At 74.9% G+C, this 16,773-nt stretch carries 15 protein-coding genes; 9 read left to right on the top strand and 6 right to left on the bottom strand.

Annotation, left to right across the window (positions count from 1 at the left end; genetic code table 11):
- Positions 1 to 266 precede the first annotated feature (266 nt).
- Genes ABZ318_RS34520 through ABZ318_RS34510 form a run of 3 tightly spaced genes read left to right on the top strand, consistent with a single transcriptional unit; the run spans position 267 to position 3,661 of the window.
- Complete coding sequence (locus tag ABZ318_RS34520; protein ID WP_356906391.1) at positions 267 to 1,511, top strand: APC family permease; 1,245 nt, start codon at positions 267 to 269, stop codon at positions 1,509 to 1,511.
- A 28-nt stretch (positions 1,512 to 1,539) separates the two neighbouring features.
- Positions 1,540 to 2,892, top strand: a complete 1,353-nt coding sequence (locus ABZ318_RS34515; protein WP_356906390.1) for a lysine N(6)-hydroxylase/L-ornithine N(5)-oxygenase family protein — start codon at positions 1,540 to 1,542, stop codon at positions 2,890 to 2,892.
- Positions 2,893 to 2,935: 43 nt separating this feature from the next.
- Entirely contained in the window at positions 2,936 to 3,661 is a 726-nt protein-coding gene (locus ABZ318_RS34510; protein WP_356906389.1) for a pyridoxamine 5'-phosphate oxidase family protein, read from the top strand.
- A gap of 201 nt (positions 3,662 to 3,862) precedes the next feature.
- On the opposite strand, the gene ABZ318_RS34505 is transcribed toward ABZ318_RS34510, so the two are convergent.
- Entirely contained in the window at positions 3,863 to 4,246 is a 384-nt protein-coding gene (locus ABZ318_RS34505) for a DUF6479 family protein (protein WP_356906388.1), read from the bottom strand.
- A gap of 162 nt (positions 4,247 to 4,408) precedes the next feature.
- On the opposite strand from ABZ318_RS34505, the gene ABZ318_RS34500 reads away from it, so the two are divergent.
- On the top strand, positions 4,409 to 4,918 hold the full coding sequence (locus ABZ318_RS34500; protein ID WP_356906387.1) for a SigE family RNA polymerase sigma factor: 510 nt from the start codon (positions 4,409 to 4,411) through the stop codon (positions 4,916 to 4,918).
- Positions 4,919 to 4,983: 65 nt separating this feature from the next.
- Entirely contained in the window at positions 4,984 to 6,273 is a 1,290-nt protein-coding gene (locus ABZ318_RS34495; RefSeq protein ID WP_356906386.1) for a hypothetical protein, read from the top strand.
- A 63-nt stretch (positions 6,274 to 6,336) separates the two neighbouring features.
- Here the strand turns inward: ABZ318_RS34495 and ABZ318_RS34490 are convergent, their stop codons facing one another.
- Both ABZ318_RS34490 and ABZ318_RS34485 read right to left on the bottom strand, forming a co-directional pair.
- On the bottom strand, positions 6,337 to 8,028 hold the full coding sequence (locus ABZ318_RS34490; RefSeq protein WP_356906385.1) for a bifunctional 3'-5' exonuclease/DNA polymerase: 1,692 nt from the start codon (positions 8,026 to 8,028) through the stop codon (positions 6,337 to 6,339).
- Positions 8,029 to 8,095: 67 nt separating this feature from the next.
- Positions 8,096 to 9,340, bottom strand: coding sequence for a LuxR C-terminal-related transcriptional regulator (locus ABZ318_RS34485; protein WP_356906384.1), 1,245 nt, complete (start codon positions 9,338 to 9,340; stop codon positions 8,096 to 8,098).
- A 142-nt stretch (positions 9,341 to 9,482) separates the two neighbouring features.
- On the opposite strand from ABZ318_RS34485, the gene ABZ318_RS34480 reads away from it, so the two are divergent.
- Positions 9,483 to 10,409 (top strand): NADP-dependent oxidoreductase, encoded by a 927-nt coding sequence (locus tag ABZ318_RS34480; RefSeq protein ID WP_356906383.1) that lies wholly within the window; start codon positions 9,483 to 9,485, stop codon positions 10,407 to 10,409.
- 22 nt (positions 10,410 to 10,431) lie between these two features.
- Positions 10,432 to 10,998: a GNAT family protein gene (locus tag ABZ318_RS34475; protein ID WP_356906392.1), complete on the top strand. Its 567-nt coding sequence runs from the start codon at positions 10,432 to 10,434 to the stop codon at positions 10,996 to 10,998.
- A 209-nt stretch (positions 10,999 to 11,207) separates the two neighbouring features.
- On the opposite strand, the gene ABZ318_RS34470 is transcribed toward ABZ318_RS34475, so the two are convergent.
- The 3 genes from ABZ318_RS34470 to ABZ318_RS34460 all read right to left on the bottom strand — a co-directional run bounded on the left by ABZ318_RS34470 (position 11,208) and on the right by ABZ318_RS34460 (position 15,002).
- Positions 11,208 to 13,304 (bottom strand): FtsX-like permease family protein, encoded by a 2,097-nt coding sequence (locus ABZ318_RS34470; protein ID WP_356906382.1) that lies wholly within the window; start codon positions 13,302 to 13,304, stop codon positions 11,208 to 11,210.
- The gene (locus ABZ318_RS34465) at positions 13,298 to 14,110 is read right to left on the bottom strand and encodes an ABC transporter ATP-binding protein (protein WP_356906381.1); all 813 of its coding nucleotides are present in this window, start codon (positions 14,108 to 14,110) and stop codon (positions 13,298 to 13,300) included. Before ABZ318_RS34465 ends, ABZ318_RS34470 begins: the two co-directional genes overlap by 7 nt.
- 70 nt (positions 14,111 to 14,180) lie before the next feature.
- Entirely contained in the window at positions 14,181 to 15,002 is an 822-nt protein-coding gene (locus tag ABZ318_RS34460) for an NAD(P)H-binding protein (RefSeq protein WP_356906380.1), read from the bottom strand.
- Positions 15,003 to 15,096: 94 nt separating this feature from the next.
- On the opposite strand from ABZ318_RS34460, the gene ABZ318_RS34455 reads away from it, so the two are divergent.
- Together ABZ318_RS34455 and ABZ318_RS34450 are read left to right on the top strand one after the other, a co-directional pair.
- The gene (locus ABZ318_RS34455; protein WP_356906379.1) at positions 15,097 to 15,489 is read left to right on the top strand and encodes a helix-turn-helix domain-containing protein; all 393 of its coding nucleotides are present in this window, start codon (positions 15,097 to 15,099) and stop codon (positions 15,487 to 15,489) included.
- Positions 15,486 to 16,607, top strand: coding sequence for a DUF2786 domain-containing protein (locus ABZ318_RS34450; protein ID WP_356906378.1), 1,122 nt, complete (start codon positions 15,486 to 15,488; stop codon positions 16,605 to 16,607). Before ABZ318_RS34455 ends, ABZ318_RS34450 begins: the two co-directional genes overlap by 4 nt.
- Positions 16,608 to 16,773: the final 166 nt, after the last annotated feature.

Raw genomic sequence — 16,773 nt, 5'->3', positions numbered from 1 at the left:
ACCCGCACCGACAGTGCGGCTCGCATCCGGTGCGGGTTCAGGCGCGGGAGCCTCTGGCGCCGGCAAGGGGCGCCGTCCGTTGTGCCCACCCGTTCCGCCCCAGCGGAACGACTGCCCACAACGGGTGGGCACCGCCCCGGCGGAACGACTGCCCACAACGGGGGGGGTGGGCACCGCCCCAGCGGAACAGTTGCCCACAACGGGGCGGAACGACTGCCCACAACGGGGCGGAACGACCCCCACAACTCACCACCGGAGGTGACACCATGACCGATCTGCTGCAGCGGCCCCGCACCGCCCACCCCCGCGCCACCCTCGGCGTGCGCGCTCTCGTCGTGTTCTACGTCAGCAGCCTCGTCGGAACCGGCATCCTTCTGGTGCCGGGGCTGACGGAGCGGCAGGCCGGGCCCGCCTCGCTGCTCGCGTGGCTGGCGCTGGCCCTCAGCTCGTACCCCTTCGCCCGTTTCTTCGCGGAGATGTCGGCCTGGCGTCCCGACGCCTCCGGTCTCGCCGCGATGGTGGAGGCCGGGTTCGGGCGCCGTCCGGGGCGGGCGGCGGCGCTGCTGCTGGTCGCCACGTACGTCATCGGGAATCCGGTGATGGGCATCGTGTCCGCCCGGTGCCTGCTCGGGCTGCTCGGCCAGCCCGACGGGCCGGTGTACCCGATCGCGATCGGCTTCATGGCGCTGTCCGCCGCGTTCACGCTGCTCGGGCTCACGGCCGGCGCCCGGGTGCAGGCCGCGGCCCTCCTCGTGCTGCTGCTCGGCCTCGGCGGTGCCGTGGTGCTCGCGGTGCCGCGTTTCGACGCGGGGGAGTACACGCCGTTCCTCACGCACGGCTGGGGCGGCGTCGGCATCGCCGTCGTCACCGCCTTCTTCTCCTTCCTCGGCTGGGAGAACGTCTCCACGCTCGCCGAGCAGGTCGACGACCCCGCCCGCAGCTACCGGCGGGCGATCCGCTGGGCGGTGCCGATCGTCGGGCTGCTGTACGCGGCGGTGACGGCCGCCTACCTGGCGGTCCCTGGCGACGAGCCCGTCGTCATCACCGCCCTCCTCGGCGCCTCGCTCGGCGACGGCGGTGCGATCGCCGGCGATCTCCTCGCCCTCGGGCTCGCGGTGGTCGCCACCAACGCCTGGGTGCTCGGCGCCACCCGGGTCGTCCGGGCCGCCGCCCGCGAGCGGATCCTGCCGCGCGCCCTGGCCGACCGACCGGTGCGGGCGACCGTCGCGCTGGCCCTCGCCTACGCGGCCGTCCTCTCCGCCCTGACCGTCACGGGGACCGGCGAGGAGCTGGTGCTCGTCGTCACCAGCAGCGCGTTCCTGCTGCTGTACGTGGCCGCCGCCGCGGCCGCCCTGCGGGCGCGCGGCACCGGCCGCGCCCTGCGCTCGACGGCCGTCGTGACCCTGCTGATCGCAGCCGTCTTCCTCTCCTTCGCCGGTACGGGGCTGCTGCTCGCCCTGCTCCTCGCCGCCGGCTGCGTCGCCCTCTCCGGCCGCGCGCACACGTCCTGAACCCCCTCCCACCGAAAGGCACTTCGCCATGAACGAGACCGTGAACGAGAACGAGACCACCCCCGTCTACGACGTCGTCGGTGTCGGCTTCGGGCCCGCCAACCTCGCCCTCGCGATCGCCATCGAGGAGTACAACGAGCAGGCCGCGCCCGACGACCGGCTCACGGCCGTCTTCCTGGAGAAGCAGCCGAACTTCGGCTGGCACCGGGGCATGCTGATCCCGGACGCCACCATGCAGGTCTCGTTCCTCAAGGACCTGGCCACGATGCGCAATCCGCGCAGCCGCTTCGGCTTCGTGCCGTACCTCCACGACCGGGGCCGTCTCGTGGACTTCATCAACCACAAGGTGCTGTTCCCGACCCGCGAGGAGTTCCACGACTACCTCCAGTGGGCCGCCGACGGCGTGGACCACATGGTCCGTTACGGCCTGGAGGTCACCGCCATCCGCCCGGCGGGAACGGCGGGAACGGCGGAGGCGTCGGGACCCGTCGTCGAGGTCGACGTCGCCGCCTTCGGAGAGGCGGAGGCCGCCACCTACCGGGCGCGGAACCTCGTCGTCGGCACCGGCCTCGTGCCCCGGCTCCCCGAGGGCGTCGAGTCCTCCGAACGCCTCTGGCACAGCAGCGAGTTCCTGCACCGGCTCGCCGCGCTGCCCACCGACGAGCCGCGCCGGTTCGTCGTCGCCGGAGCCGGCCAGAGCGCCGCCGAGATCGCCGACCACCTCCACCGGACGTACGAGGGGGCCGAGGTCGTCGCCGTCCACACCCGGTACGGCTACAGCCCGGCCGACGACAGCCCGTACGCGAACCGGATCTTCGATCCGGCGGCCGTCGACCTCTACCACGGCGCCGAGCCGTCCGTCCGCCGGACGCTCATGGACTACCACCGCAACACCAACTACGGCGTCGTCGACATGGACCTCATCGAGGAGCTCTACCGCCGCTCGTACCAGGAGAAGGTGCGCGGCGAGCAGCGGCTGCGGATCCTCGGCGTCACCCGGCTCACCGAGGTCGAGGAGGGTCCCGACGGCGTCCGCGTCCAGGTGCGGAACCTCGCGACCGGGGAGACGGAGACGATGGACGCGGACGCGGTCGTCTACGCCACCGGCTACTCCGAGCCCGACCCGGGCCGGCTGCTCGGCGAGCTCGACGCCGCCTGCGCGCGCGACGAGGACGGCCGGCTGCGGGTCCGCCGGGACTACCGGGTGGAGACCGCGCCTGAGGTGGAGGCCGGGATCTACCTGATGGGCGGCACCGAGCACTCGCACGGCATCACGGCCAACCTGCTGTCGATGGCCGCCGTCCGGGCCGGCGAGATCTGCGACTCCCTGGCGGCGTCCCGCCGTTCCGACAGGCGGGCGCCGGTGGCGGTGACGGGCTGATCCCCCGTACAACACGTACACCCGCACGGAACGAGAGGTCATCATGAGCAGCACCACCACCCCAGGGCTCGCCGACCCGGCCGCCGCCGATCTGGCCGTCACCGAGCGGACCCGGCTGCGCCGGATGCGGCACAAGGGCAGCCACCGGCGGGCCGACCTGGACGCCGTGCTCGCCGCCGGCTTCCTCTGCCACCTCGGCGTCACCGTCGACGGCACGACGATGGTGGTGCCCACCGCGTACGGCGTGGACGGCGACCGGCTCTACCTCCACGGTTCGGTCGCCAGCCGCAGCCTGGTCCAGGCCCCCGACACCACCGTCTGCGTCACGGTCACGCACGTCGACGGCCTCGTCCTCGCCCGCTCCGTCTTCGAGCACGGGGTCAACTACCGGTGCGCGATGATCTACGGCGTTCCCGAGATCGTCACCGACCCGGAGGAGAAGCTCCGCGGCCTGCGGGCCCTGACCGAGCAGAGCTCCCCGGGGCAGTGGGAGTACGCGCGGCAGCCCAGCCGCAAGGAGCTGGCGGCGACCGCCCTGCTCGCGCTCGACCTCACCGAGGCCTCGGTGAAGACCGCCGACGGGCCGCCGGACGACGGCGAATCCGAGGACGCGGCGCTCGGCCTGTGGGCGGGGGTGCTGCCGGTGGTGACCACCTTCGGCGAGCCGGTCACCGACCCGGTCCTCCCCGCGGACTTCGCCCCGCCGGCCCACATCGCCTCACGTGCGGGCCGCGTGCCGGGCACCGGGGCGGAGGCGGCCCGGCTCTGACCCGACCGGTCGGGGCCACGCGGACCGGCTGTTCCCCGGGCACGACGTGCCGTGCCCCGTCGACCGGCCCCAGGAAGCCCCCGGACGCCCCAGGACGCCCCCGGCCCCGCATCGGGCCGTCGGGGGCGTCGGTCGCCGCGTCCGGGGCGCGGCGGGCAGAGGGCGCGGCGGGTGAGCCGCCGCGCCCGGACACCGGTGGCGTCAGTCGCCGTGCCCGGTGCCTCCGCTGCCGAAGCCGCCGCTGGAGATGCCGCCCCACTTGCGCTTCTCCTCGGACGGCGGGTCGGACGAGGTCTCCGTGCCGCTGTTCTTGAGCTGGTAGGGCATGAGCCGGTGCTCGCCGTCGGTCTGCGGCATCTCGGTCGGCTTGCGGTACTCGGACGTCTCGCCGGGGAGCGCCCCGGTGTCGGGCCGGTGCGGCTGCTCTTCCGGCTTCGGGGGATCGGGTTCACGGTTGCGGACCCTGTATCCGAACCAGAAGGCCCCGATGAGGACGGCCACGAGAACGAGGCCGCCGAGGACCTGCCCCATGCCTGACTGCCAGACTCCAGCGGCCAGGTTCTCTGCTGCGCTGAGAGTGTTCATACCAACAGGATTACCCGATTCCGCTTCTTCGGATGCGTCGAGCGGCCATCCTCCGGGAATCCCCTCCGAACTCCCCGATTCCGCTGAAACATTTCCGCGCCCCCATCGCGTCAATGAGGTGTACGGCGACCACGCCACGTGACCGCGAGGAGAAGGAGGGGCATGAGAAAGTCCCGCGCGGACGAGTTCCAGGAGTTCGCCTCCGCACGCACGGGGTACCTGTTCCGTTCGGCGTGCCTGCTGACCAGCGGCGACACGCATCTCGCCGAAGACCTCACCCAGGAGACGCTCGGCAGGATGTACGCCCTCTGGGGCCGCATGGCCCGGATCGGGAACCCCGCCGCGTACGCCCAGACCGTGCTCGTCCGCACGTTCCTCAGCCACCAGAGGCGTCGCTCGGCCACCGAGCGCCCCCTCGGAGAACTGCCCGACCGCGCCTCCGAGCAGGGCGAGGACCCGGCGCTGCGGATCGCGTTGCTCGACGCGCTGGCCGCGCTCGCACCGAAGGACCGGGCGGTCGTGGTGCTGCGCTACTGGGAGGACCGCAGCATCGAGGAGACCGCCGACGCCCTGCACGTCAGCTCCGCCGCGGTACGCACCCGCTCGGTGCGCGCGCTCGCGAAGCTGCGGGAACGGCTCGGCGGCAGCCTCGTCGCCTTCGCCACCCGCTGAACACGGCACGACCCCCCGTACTGATCGTCACTTATCGTCCACTGACCGGAGACGGTGATCTCGGCATGCCCCAGAACGAAGGACCCCTGCACGACGGAACCTCCCACGAGCGCTTCGAGGAGGAGCTCGGCGCGGTCCTGCGCAGCACCGGTGACGGCTTCTCCGTCGACGACCGGCGCGAGCTGGTCGCCGGCGGGCTCCGGCGCGGCCGACGCCGCCTGGTCCGCCGCCGCCTCGCGGTGACCGGCGGCGTCTTCGCGCTCGCCGCCGTCGGCATCGGCGGCGTGTACGGCGGTTCGCTGCTCGGCCCCGCCGGGCAGGCGACGACCTCCGTGGCGGCGCCCCCGCAGCCCGGCCAGGCCAACGGCACCGGCAAGGAGCCGCTGCCCAAGGCGACGATCCCGCTCGCGGACATGGCGGACGCCCTCAGGAACAACACCCCGGCCGGGCGGTGGGAGATCAGCGACGAGACCGGCGCGGGCCAGTCCGTCCTCGGCGTCTACGACGACGGCAAGGGCGCGGCCGCCGTCAGCGTCGGCCTCTACCGGGCCGGCAACACCGCCGAGTCCGGCACGGGCCAGGTCACCTGCCCCGACAAGGCCCTCGTCCCCTACGACCGCTGCACCAGCGGACGGCTGCCGGGCGGTGACCGGCTCATGGTCATCCAGGGGTACGTGTACCCCGACAAGCGCGAGGACACCAAGAACTGGCGGGCGGTCCTGCTCACCAAGGACGGCTTCATCGTCGACGCGAGCGAGTACAACGCCGCCGCCGAGAAGGGCGCCCCGGTCAGCCGCGAGAACCCGCCCTTCAGCCCCGCCCAGCTCAAGTCCCTCGTCACCGCCGAAGTCTGGCGTGCGCTCCTGCAGCAGCTCCCCGAGCCGCCCAAGTCCCCCAAGGCCCCGGGCCGACAGCCCGCCGCGCCGAGCGCGGCCGCCGTCCAGGCGACCCTGCGCTCCCTCCTGCCCCAGGGCACCACCGTGATCTCCCACGGCGGAGGCGACGGCCACGGCTACGTCGTCGTCGAGGACGACGAGGGCACGAGCATGGTCGGGGTCGACGTCCAGCCCACCACCGGGAGCGGGATCGCCGAGCTCTTCGACGGAGCCGGCGTCGTCACCCTGCCCGACGGCACCAAGGTCAGGTCCACGCAGCAGCCCGGCGAGAAGGGCGGCGACGGGGTCGTCTGGTGGCGCGTCGACACCCTGACCCCGAAGGGCTTCCGGGTCGTCGTCTCCGCCTTCAACTCGGGCGCGCAGCACGAGGCCGCCACGCGCGCCGAGCCCGCGCTGACGATGGAGCAGCTGAAGACGATCGCGCTGAGCCCGAAGTGGCGGAAGCTGCCGCTGAAGTAGGAAGGCCGGGACGGGACGGTGGCGGTACGGGACGGGGGCCGTACCGCCACCGTCCCGTCCGGCCTACTTCGCGTCCGCGTACCGCTCGACCGTCGCCGTCGTGAACGGGAACCGGACCGGCGTCTCCCCGAACGCGATCCGCCCGGCCTCGTCCCCGGCCGCCCGGATCGCCTCCGTCACCGCCCCCGCCTCCTCCGCCGGACAGTGCACGATCACCTCGTCGTGCTGGAAGAACACCAGCTCGGCCCGCATCCCCGACAGGGAGCGCCGCAGCGCCGCCAGCATCAGCAGCGCCCAGTCGGCGGCGCTGCCCTGCACGACGAAGTTACGGGTGAACCGGCCGCGCGCCCGCGCGTTCCCCGAGGCGTACCCGGGGACGAACTCGCCGCCCTCCCGCTCCGGCTCGCCGGCGTCCTGCGGGATCCCGGCCTCCTCGTCCCCGTCCGAGCCGACCGCCCGCGGGCTGGTCCGGCCCAGCCAGGTCCGCACGAGCCGGCCCTCCTCACCCGCCTTCGCCGCCTCGTCGACATAGGCCACCGCCCGCGGGAAGCGGCGCCGCAGCGCCGCCAGGTTCTTCAGGCCGTCACCGCTCGTCTGCCCGTAGATCGCGCCCAGCAGCGCGATCTTGGCGTGGTCGCGGTCGCCGGAGAAGGCCCGGTCGGAGAGCCGGGTGTACAGGTCGTCGGGGTGCCCGGCGACTTCCATCAGACCCGGGTCGCGGGAGATCGCGGCGAGGACGCGCGGCTCCATCTGGTCGGCGTCGGCCACCACCAGCCGCCAGCCCTCGTCGGCGACCACCGCCCGCCGGATCACCTTCGGGATCTGCAGGGCGCCGCCGCCGTTCGTCGTCCAGCGCCCGCTGACCGTGCCGCCGGGCAGGTACTCCGGCCGGAAGCGGCCGTCCCGCACCCAGTCGGCCAGCCACGACCAGCCGTGCGCCGTCCAGATCCGGTACAGCTTCTTGTACGCCAGGAGGGGCTCCACCGCCGGGTGGTCCAGCCCGGCGAGCTCCCAGCGGCGCGTGGACCTGACCCGGATCCCGGCCTGCGCGAAGGCCTTCACCACATCGGCCGGCAGATCCGGCCGGACCCGGCGGCCGAACGCCGCCGACACCTCGTCCGCGAGCTCCGCGAGACGGCGCGGCTCGCCCCCGCCCGCGTACCGCTCGCCGAGCAGCTCGCCCAGCAGCTCCCGGTGCACGTCCGCCCGCCACGGCAGCCCGGCCCGGTGCATCTCGGCGGCCACCAGCATCCCCGCCGACTCGGCGGCCGTGAGCAGCCGCATCCGGCCGGGATGCTCCGCCCGGTCGTGCCGGCGCACCTGCTCGGCATAGACCGCGAGGAGCCCGTCGAAAGGCACGGAGACCGTGGGACGCGGCTCGAAGAGCGAGTCCTGCGAACCGGGCTCGGCGGCGCGCTGCGGCGGATCGGGCGGTACGGGGGCGTTCCGCAGGCGCGCCCAGGCGGCGGCGGCCGACCGGGGCTCGCCCAGCCGGCCCTCGTGGCCCAGGAGGAGCTGCTCGGCGCCCTCGACGTCGTAACACCGCTCGACGCGGACGCCGGCGGCGAGCAGCCGCGGATAGACCTCGGCCGTCGACCGCCACACCCAGCGGGCCACCTCGGGCCGCGTCCGCACGGCCGCCACCAGGTCCGGCTCGCGCCGCACCCCGCCTGCGGGCAGCCCGTCCGGACCGAGGGGCGCGAGCAGTGCTCCGTCCCCTTCGGCCTCGGCCGCCAGCGCCCACCTCTCGCCCATGAGTGCGAGTCTGACACCCCCCACTGACACTCCCCCGGAAGCCGTGCCCGCCCGCCGGGGGCCGGGGTCACGCCGCCGCGTGGAAGAGGGCCGCCGCCTCGCCCCGTGAGTCGACCCCCAGCTTGTTCAGGATGTTCGCGACGTGGAACTTCACCGTGGACTCGCTGATGTGCAGCTCCTGCGCGATCCTCCGGTTCCGGTGCCCGAGCGCCAGGTGCCGCAGGACCTCGACCTCCCGTGAGCCGAGGCCGGTCAGCGGGTGCGCCGCCTCGACGGGGGCCTCCGGGGTCGCCAGCGGGATGACCGCCGTGATGGTCGTGCCCCAGCCGGGGACCGCGTCCATGTCGAGCCGTCCGCCGAGCACGTCGAGCCGGTCCCGGATCGTCCCGGCGCCCAGGTCGCAGGGGGCGAGCGCGCCCGCTCCGTCGTCCCGCACGGACGCCCGCAGTTCGTGCTCGGTCAGCTGCCAGCCGACGTGGACGCGCCGCACGGAGTCCTGTTCCAGGACGATCAGGAGCAGCGACCGGACGATGGCCCGCGCGCTGTGGGCGACGTCCGCCGCGAGCGAGCGCGTCGAGTCGGGCGCGCCCAGTTCGAGCCGGACCTTGCTGTGCCGGAGCATCGGCCGCAGTTCGCCGGCGAGCCGCTCGAAGGCGTCCTGCGCGGGTTCCTCCGCGAGCTCCCGGTCCCGCCGCTGTTCGGCCCGCATCTCGATCAGCGCGGCGGCGGCCAGGTCGGTGGCGGTGGTGCGGGCGGTCGTGTCGTCGAGGGCCCGGCTGCGGAGCACCCCGAGGACGCCGGAGAGCGCGGCCGCGTGCGCGCCGGTGAGTTCGGCGATGACCCGGGCCCGGGTGTCGGCGGCGGCCCGCGAGCGGGCGAGCGCGCCCGGCACGGCCTCGGTCGCGAACCGGTCGAAGTGCCCGGTGACCAGGTCCCACAGCGCCTGCGCCACGGTGAGCTCGGCCGCGTCGACGGGGGCGGCGCCGTCCTCCCGCACGAGCACGAGGACCGCCCCGCGCCGGGTCGCGTGACTGGTGACGGCGACGACCTCGCGCTCGCGGCCGCCGATCGTCGCGCGGCCCTGCCAGGGGGCGCCGGGGACGCCGGCCGCGAGCAGCGGGGTCAGTTCGGCGGCGGTCATCAGCTCCGTACCGCCGAGTGCCTTGAAGGGGGAGTGGGCGCAGTGGGTGGAGAGTTCGGCCGCGTCGACGTGCGGGACGAGCGGGGCGAGGGCGGCCGAGACCTTGGGGAGGATCTCCCCGAGCGGCTGCCGGATGATCTCGTACGCGGTGGTCAGCGTGGACGCGTCCATGCGGTTCAGCCTAGTGCGAGGCGGCCAGGTGACGGCCCGTCTTTCGGCCAGGTACGACTGGCCGTTGGGAGGGCGGGGACCGGGTGCCCGACGGCGCAAGCTTGGGGCGTCGAAGATCGAACGGGCAGCAGCGGAGGCTGAGATGGAAGCGATCGTGTACGAGGAGTTCGGCGGCCCCGAGGTGCTGCGCCACGAGACCGGCGTCGCGAAGCCGGAGCCCGGCCCCGGCGAGGTCCGGGTGAAGGTGGCGGCGGTCGGGGTCAACCCGGTGGACTGGAAGCGGCGTTACGGCTGGGTCGAGGCGTTCTACCCGACCACCTTCCCCGCCGTCCCGGGCCTGGAGTTCGCCGGCACCGTCGACGCGCTCGGCGAGGGCGTCACCGACCTGGCCGTCGGCGACGAGGTCCTCGGCTGGACGAAGACCGGCGCCTACGCCGAGTACGCCATCGCCGGCATCGTCGCCCCCAAGCCCGCCGGGCTCTCCTGGGAGGCCGCCGCCGGCCTCCCGGTGGCCGGCGAGACCGCCCAGCGCGTCCTGGACCTGCTGCGGGTGCGGGAGGGCGAGACGCTGTTCCTGCACGGCGCGGCCGGAGTCGTCGGCTCGGTGGCCGTCCAGCTGGCGGTCGCGGCCGGGATCACGGTGATCGGCAGCGCCTCGGAGCCCAACCACGCCTACCTGCGCGAACTCGGCGCGATCCCCGTCACGTACGGGGAGGGCCTCGCCGACCGGGTCCGCGCCGCCGCCCCGGAGGGCGTCGACGCGGTCTTCGACGCGGCCGGGCACGGCGTGCTGCCGGTCGCCGTCGAACTGCTCGGCGGCGGCGACGCGGCGAAGGAGCGGATCGTGACGATCGCGGCGACGGACGCGGAGGAGCACGGCATCGTCTTCTCCGGCGTCATGGGCGACCCGGACGACGTACGGCGCGGCCTCACCGCCCAGGCCCGCCTGGCGGCGGAGGGCGCGCTCACGGTCCGCCTGGCCGAGACGCTGCCGCTGAAGGAGGCGGCCCACGCCCAGGAGTCGAGCGAGTCGGGCCATGTACAGGGCAAGATCGTCCTGATCCCGTAGTGGTGTGAGGAAGGCGATGCCGATGTACGCGATGTCCCTGGGTGACGACGGCGCGGAGCTGCGCCCGCTGGAACCGTGGCAGGCCGAGGAGTTCCTCGCGCACATGGACCGGGGACGGGAGTTCATCGGCGCGCGCAACGGCCTCCCCGACGTGGTGACGGACCTGGAGTCGAGCCGGGCGTTCCTCCGGCTGTACGCGGAGAAGGCGGCGACCGACACGGGCCGGATCCACGGCATCTGGTTCGACGGCACGCTCGTCGGCGCGGTGATCCTCCGGAGGTTCGACCTGGAGGGCTCCTACGCCGAGGCCGGCTGCTGGCTGGAGCCGGCGGGCGCCGGCAAGGGCCTGGTGACCCGGGCGGCACGGGCGCTCATCGACTGGGCGATCCGGGTGCGGGGCATCCACCGGGTGGAGTGGGTGGTGTCCTCCGACAACGAGCCCAGCATCGCGGTGACGCGGCGGCTGGGAATGACGAGGGACGGAGTCCTCCGGGAGAGCTACGCGTACCGGGGAGTACGGCACGACGAGGAGATCTGGTCGGTCCTGTCCCCGGACTGGCCCGCCCACCCGGCCGCGGACGCCCGCTAGGGCCTGTCCGGCGGATCAGGGCCGGACAGGCCCTAGGCCGGTGCCCGTGGGGTGTCCGCCCGCCCGCACGGGGGTGGGGCGGGTGGGCACCCCACGGGCACCGGCCACGCGGACACGCCACCCGCACCGGTCCACCGCCCCCCGCGCGCGGGCAGGGCGGTGACCCGGCTCCGACCCCGGTCACCGCCCCGTCGTCCCACCATGGCCGCTCAGCGCGTGAGGCGCCACGCGGGGAGCGCCGCCGCCGCGACCGCGACCGTCGCGCAGGCGCCCGCCGCCGCGCCGATCACCGTCCACGGCAGGACCAGGACCACGGGCGCCGAGAGGGCCGCGAGGCCCGCTCCCAGGGCGCCCAGGACGACGCCCGTCACCACCAGGCCGAGCCCCGTGCCGATGGCGACGGCGAGCGCCGCCTCGCCCGTCACGACCCGCAGGATCTGCCCGCGGGTGGCTCCGGCGAGCCGCAGCGAGGCCAGTTCCCCTCCCCGTACCGAGGTCGCCATCAGCAGGGTGTTGGCGAGGCCGATCACCGTGTAGACGAGGGCGATGCCGAGGACCAGGATCATGCCGAGCCGGTTCTGCGGGTTGCCGCCCGCCCGGCGCTCGGGCGAGAGGGTTCCGCCGCTCGCCTCCAGGGCCCGGACCGTCGCCGCCCCGCCCCCGCGCGCGTCGATCCGGTCGAGGGCGGAGCCGGGCGCGTTCGCCCGGGTGACGTACGGCCCGTTGTCGCCGGTCCCGAGCGCGAGGACGGCCGCGACCCGGAGCCGTACCGGACCGCTCCCGTCCGCCCGCCACACCTCCACCGTCTCGCCGACCCGGTGCCGCTCGAACTCCTCGTTGACGACGATCGACCGGTCGTCCAGGTCCCGCAGGTCCCCGGCGACCACCGGCAGCCGGGCGAGCTCCGCGAACGCGGCCGGGTCGGCGACCGCCCGCGCCCCGTACTTCACGACGGCCTCGGCCCCGTCCCGCACGAAGACGGAGGTCGTCCCGGTGGGGGACACCACGGCCCCGGGCGGCGCCGTCACCGGCCTCAACCCCTCACCAGTCGCCACGTACTGAGCGGCCGTCTGCTCCCGCGACTCCGCCTCCTTCGCGCGCGTGACGCTCGTCGCCGAGCCGAACAGCGTCCCGGCGAGCGCCACGGTCACGAGGACGGGCGCGGCGACGGCGGCGGTGCGGCGGACGGCGGCCGCGCTGTTCTCCCGTACGAGCGTCCCCACCGCGCCGCGCCGCGACGGCAGCAGCCGGGCCGCCGGCCGCACGAGGAGCGGCGAGAGGAGCGCGACGCCGGTGATCAGGAGCATCGGGAGGGTCGTGTACGTCTTCCGTTTGAGCAGCGCGGACGGCTCGGTGGCGCAGGTCCAGACGAGGAGCCCGAGCCCGGCCAGGAGCAGGCCCGTGCCGAGGACGGCCCGGCCGAGGGGCAGGGCGTCGGCGTCGACGTCCGCCTCCCGCAGCGCGGCCGTCGGGCCGACCTTCCCGGCCCGCCGGGACGCGGCGACGGCCCCGGCCAGTGCGACGGTCACGCCGGTCCAGAAGGCCGTGTGGAACGGCCAGGAGGCGCCGCCGATCGTGAACCACGCGGGCGCGAGGCCGCCGTCGACGAGGGTCCGGGCGAGGAGGGGCGCGCCGAGGGCGCCGAGCGCGCACCCGGCGGCGGAGGCGAGCACGCCGAGCGCCGCCGCCTCGGTGAGGAGGAGCCGCCGGATCTGGCCGGGGGTGGCCCCGGCGGTCCGGAGGAGCCCGAACTCGCGCCGGCGCAGGGCGACGGCGAAGGCGAAGGTGGAGGCGACGACGAAGACGGAGACGAAGGCGGTGACGCCGCCGGAGGTGCCGAGGAGAGCGTTCAGGGCGACGAGCGCGCGGGCGTCCCGCTCGGGGTCGGGGTCGGCCTGTGCGCGCTCGGTCCCGGTGAGGACTCGGGCGCGGTCGCCGACGAGCGCCCGGACCTCGGCGGCGGGGGCGTCGACGCCGACGGCGTCGGGGCCGCCGGAGGCGGTGACGGTCCAGCGGGCGCGGAGCTCGCGGAGCACCCCGCCGTCCACAGGCTGTGGACGGTCGAGCCGCCGCTCCACGGGCACGGTGTCGGGCCCGCGCCGCACGTCCAGTGTCAGCCGGTCCTGGCCCTGGACGACGACGGGGGAGGACGCGAACCGCTGGGGAGAACGCTCGGGCGCGTGAAAGGTGGCGGAGAGGCCGAGCCCCATGGTGGCGAGCAGCCCGACGCCGAGCGCGAGCGCGACGAACCCGCCGAGGAAGGAGGCCCAGCGGTCGCGGAGCCCGGAGAGGACGACGATCAGCACGACGACCCCCCGACCGGCGCACCGGCACCCACCGAGCGGCCGAACGCGGCCACCGCCCCGCTCGTGTCCCCGGCCGGGGCCCCGCCCGTCTCCAGGGCCGTCATCCGTGCCGTGACCGATTCCACCGTCGGGTCCGTCAGTTCGCCCGCGAGGCGTCCGTCGACCAGGAAGACCACGCGGTCCGCGCGGGACGCCGCCACCGGGTCGTGGGTGACCATGACGATCGTCTGGCCGTCGCGGTCGACGAGGTCCCGCAGCATGTCGAGGACCTCGCGGCTCGTCGTCGAGTCGAGCGCGCCGGTCGGTTCGTCGCCGAAGAGGACGGCGGGCCGGGTGATCAGCGCGCGGGCGATCGCGACCCGTTGCTGCTGGCCGCCGGAGAGTTCGCCGGGCCGGTGCCGTTCCCGGCCGGCGAGCCCCACGCGCGCGAGGGCCTCCCGCACCTCCGTGCGGGACGGGCGGCGGCCGGCGAGCCGGAGCGGGAGGGCCACGTTCTGCGCGGCGGTCAGGGAGGGCAGCAGGTTGAAGGACTGGAAGACGAAGCCGATCCGGTCCCGCCGCAGCAGCGTGAGGCGCCGCTCGCTCAGCCCCTCCAGGGCGACGCCGCCGACCTCCACGCTCCCCGCGGTGGGCCGGTCGAGCCCGGCGGCGCACTGGAGGAGCGTGGACTTGCCGGAGCCTGAGGGCCCCATGACGGCGGTGAAGGTCCCGGCGCGGAAGTCGAGGTCGACGCCGTCGAGGGCGTGGACGTCCCGGTGGTGCCGGGTGAGCCCTCGGAGCCGTACGGCAGCGGTAGTCGTGGTCATGGCTCAAGCGAACCGTTTCGGCCCGCTCCGATCACGACCACTGGCGGGCGTCCCGGCGGTAGGCCTGGCCCTACCCCTCGCGTACCGCCTTCACGAACACGTCCAGCGCGTCGAGGGGTTCGCGTCCGCCGAGCAGCGCGCGCAGGTCGCTGCGCTCCACGCCCGTGCCGTCCATGAAGCCGTGGGCGATCGCCGAGTACGTGCTCGCCAGCATCGGCACCTGGAAGGGCACGGCCCCGGAGGCGGCGATCGCGGCACGGGCCTGCGCGAGCGTGCCGGGCGCGTACTCGGCACCGAGGGCCGCCGCCAGGTCGGCGCCGCCGAGGGGGCGCTCGCCGACGAGCTCGTACACCCGGTTCCGGTGGGCGGCCGGGTCCGTGGCGACGGAGACGGCGATGTCGGCGAGGTCCGCGCGGGCGACGGCGGCGAGCCGGCCCTCCCCGAGAGGGCCGGTGATGCGGTGCTCGGCGTCGGGGGCGGCGATCCAGGTGAGGAACTCGGCGTAGAGGCCGTTGCGGAGGATCGTCCAGTCCAGCGTCGTGGACCGCCGCAGCCGCCGCTCGGTCCAGCGGTGCGCGAGCGCGTACGTGAGGTGGTCGCCGTCGCCGGAGAGGCTGGTGTAGACGACGTGCCGGACGCCGGCGGCCTCGGCGGCGGAGATCGCGGCCTCGTGGCGGGCGATCACGACGTCGTCCTCCCCGTACCCGGCGGATATGAGGAGGAGGGTCTCCACGCCCGCGAAGGCCTCCGGGAGGGTCTCCGGGGCGTCGAAGTCGAGCGTGCGGGTGCCGGGAAGCCCGGCGCGGGTGCCGAGGACGACGTCGTCGCGGTCGGCGAGCCGCTCGGCGACGAGAGAGCCGAGGGCGCCGGAGACACCGGTGACGAGCAGCATGGATTCCCCCAGGGATCGTGACGGCCGGGACGGCTGAGACCATCGAGGGGACCATCGTGACCGGACGGACAAGATCGCGGAAGGAGGCACATCGATGTCGGAAGGGCACACGGAGGTAACCACCGGGCCCCTGGTGAGCTGCGCCGAGGACTGCGGGGTGCGGGACGTCCAGGACCGGCTCGGCGACAAGTGGACGGTGCACGTCGTCGTCGAACTGGCGGCGGGGCCGAGGCGGTTCAGGGAGCTCCAGCGGCTCGTCACCGGCGTCTCGCAGCGGATGCTGACGCTCACGCTGCGCCGCCTCGAACGGGACGGGCTCGTCTCGCGGACGGTGTACCCGACGACCCCGCCGCAGGTGGAGTACGCGCTGACCGAGACCGGGCACAGCATGACCCACCTCATCAAGCAGCTGATCGACTGGTCGCTCGACCACCGCGCGGTGATCGCCCGGTCGCGCGAGGAATGGGACGCGAGGGACACGGCGTGAGCGGCGGCACCACCATCGACAAGGCCTTCGAGGCGCTGTACGCGAGCGACGACGGCTCCCTCGACACGGCGGCCTCACTGCTCGCCGCCGACCCGGGCGCGGACGCGGAACGGGCCCGGCGGGGCGAGGAGTTCGTGCGGACGCTGTGGATACGGGGCTGGCAGCCGGCCGACCTGGTCCGCACGGCGCGCCGCGAGCTGTCCGACGAGCACGTACGGATCCTCGCCGACCTCATCAGGACGGAGACGGCCCGGTACGGGCGGCTGCCGCACCGCTGGCAGGCGCAGATCGACGAACTGGACGCGGCGGGCGGGCGCCCGGCGGACCGCTTCTCGCAGGCGACGACCGTCCTGGAGCTGTACCGGCTGCTCGTCCGGCTGCCGCGCCTGGACGCGGTGGGCCCGGTGCCGGGGGAGGCCCTGCCGCCCGCGGCGGCCGGCGAGCCCCGGATGCTCACCCGGATCAGGGCGCTGCTCGCGAAGGCGGAGGCGACGGGCTACCCGGACGAGGCGGAGGCGCTGACGGCCAAGGCCCAGGAACTCATGGCCCGGCACAGCCTGGACGAGGCCACGCTCGCGGCGGGCGCGCCGTCCCCGGAGACGCCGGGCGCGATCCGGATCGGGGTGGAACCGCCCTACGAGCAGGCGAAGGCGATCCTGCTCGACGCGGTGGCGACGGCGAACCACTGCCGGGCCGTGTGGAACGAGGCGTACGGCTTCTCGACGGTCGTCGGCTTCGAGGCGGACCTCGACCCGGTCGAGCTGCTCTACACCTCGCTGCTCGTCCAGGGCACGGCGGCGATGGCGCGGGCGGAGGCGGAGCAGCGGGCGGGCGGCCGCAAGCGCACGAAGTCGTTCCGGCAGTCCTTCCTCCTCGCGTACGCGAACCGGCTCGGCGCCCGGCTCTCGGCGACGTCCCGGCGGGTGGCGGCCGAGGCCCCGACGCTCCTCCCGGCCCTCGCGTCGCGCGAGGTCGCGGTGTCGGCCCGCACGGACGAACTCTTCCCGGAGACGAGGGCGACGCGGGTGCGGGCGGCGTGGGACGAGGCGGGCTGGAACCACGGCGCGACGGCCGCCGACGCCGCCGGCCTCCACCCGAACCGCCCCCACTTGCCGTAACACCACCCGCCTGGCGGGGCGGTGCCCCTTCCGCTCCCCCCCCGTGTGGGCAATCGTCCCGCTGGGGCGGGACGGGTGGGCACACGGGACGGCGCCCTGAGCGGCGCCCCCGCGTTCCGCGCCTGGACCCGCACCCAGCGGCGGCGCACAACCCGGTGCGGGTCAG

It is taken from the genome of Streptomyces sp. NPDC006197, from assembly GCF_040613865.1.
Lineage (GTDB): Bacteria > Actinomycetota > Actinomycetes > Streptomycetales > Streptomycetaceae > Streptomyces.
Note: the sequence above shows the minus strand (reverse complement) of the source record. Positions and strands in the feature narration are given on the sequence as shown.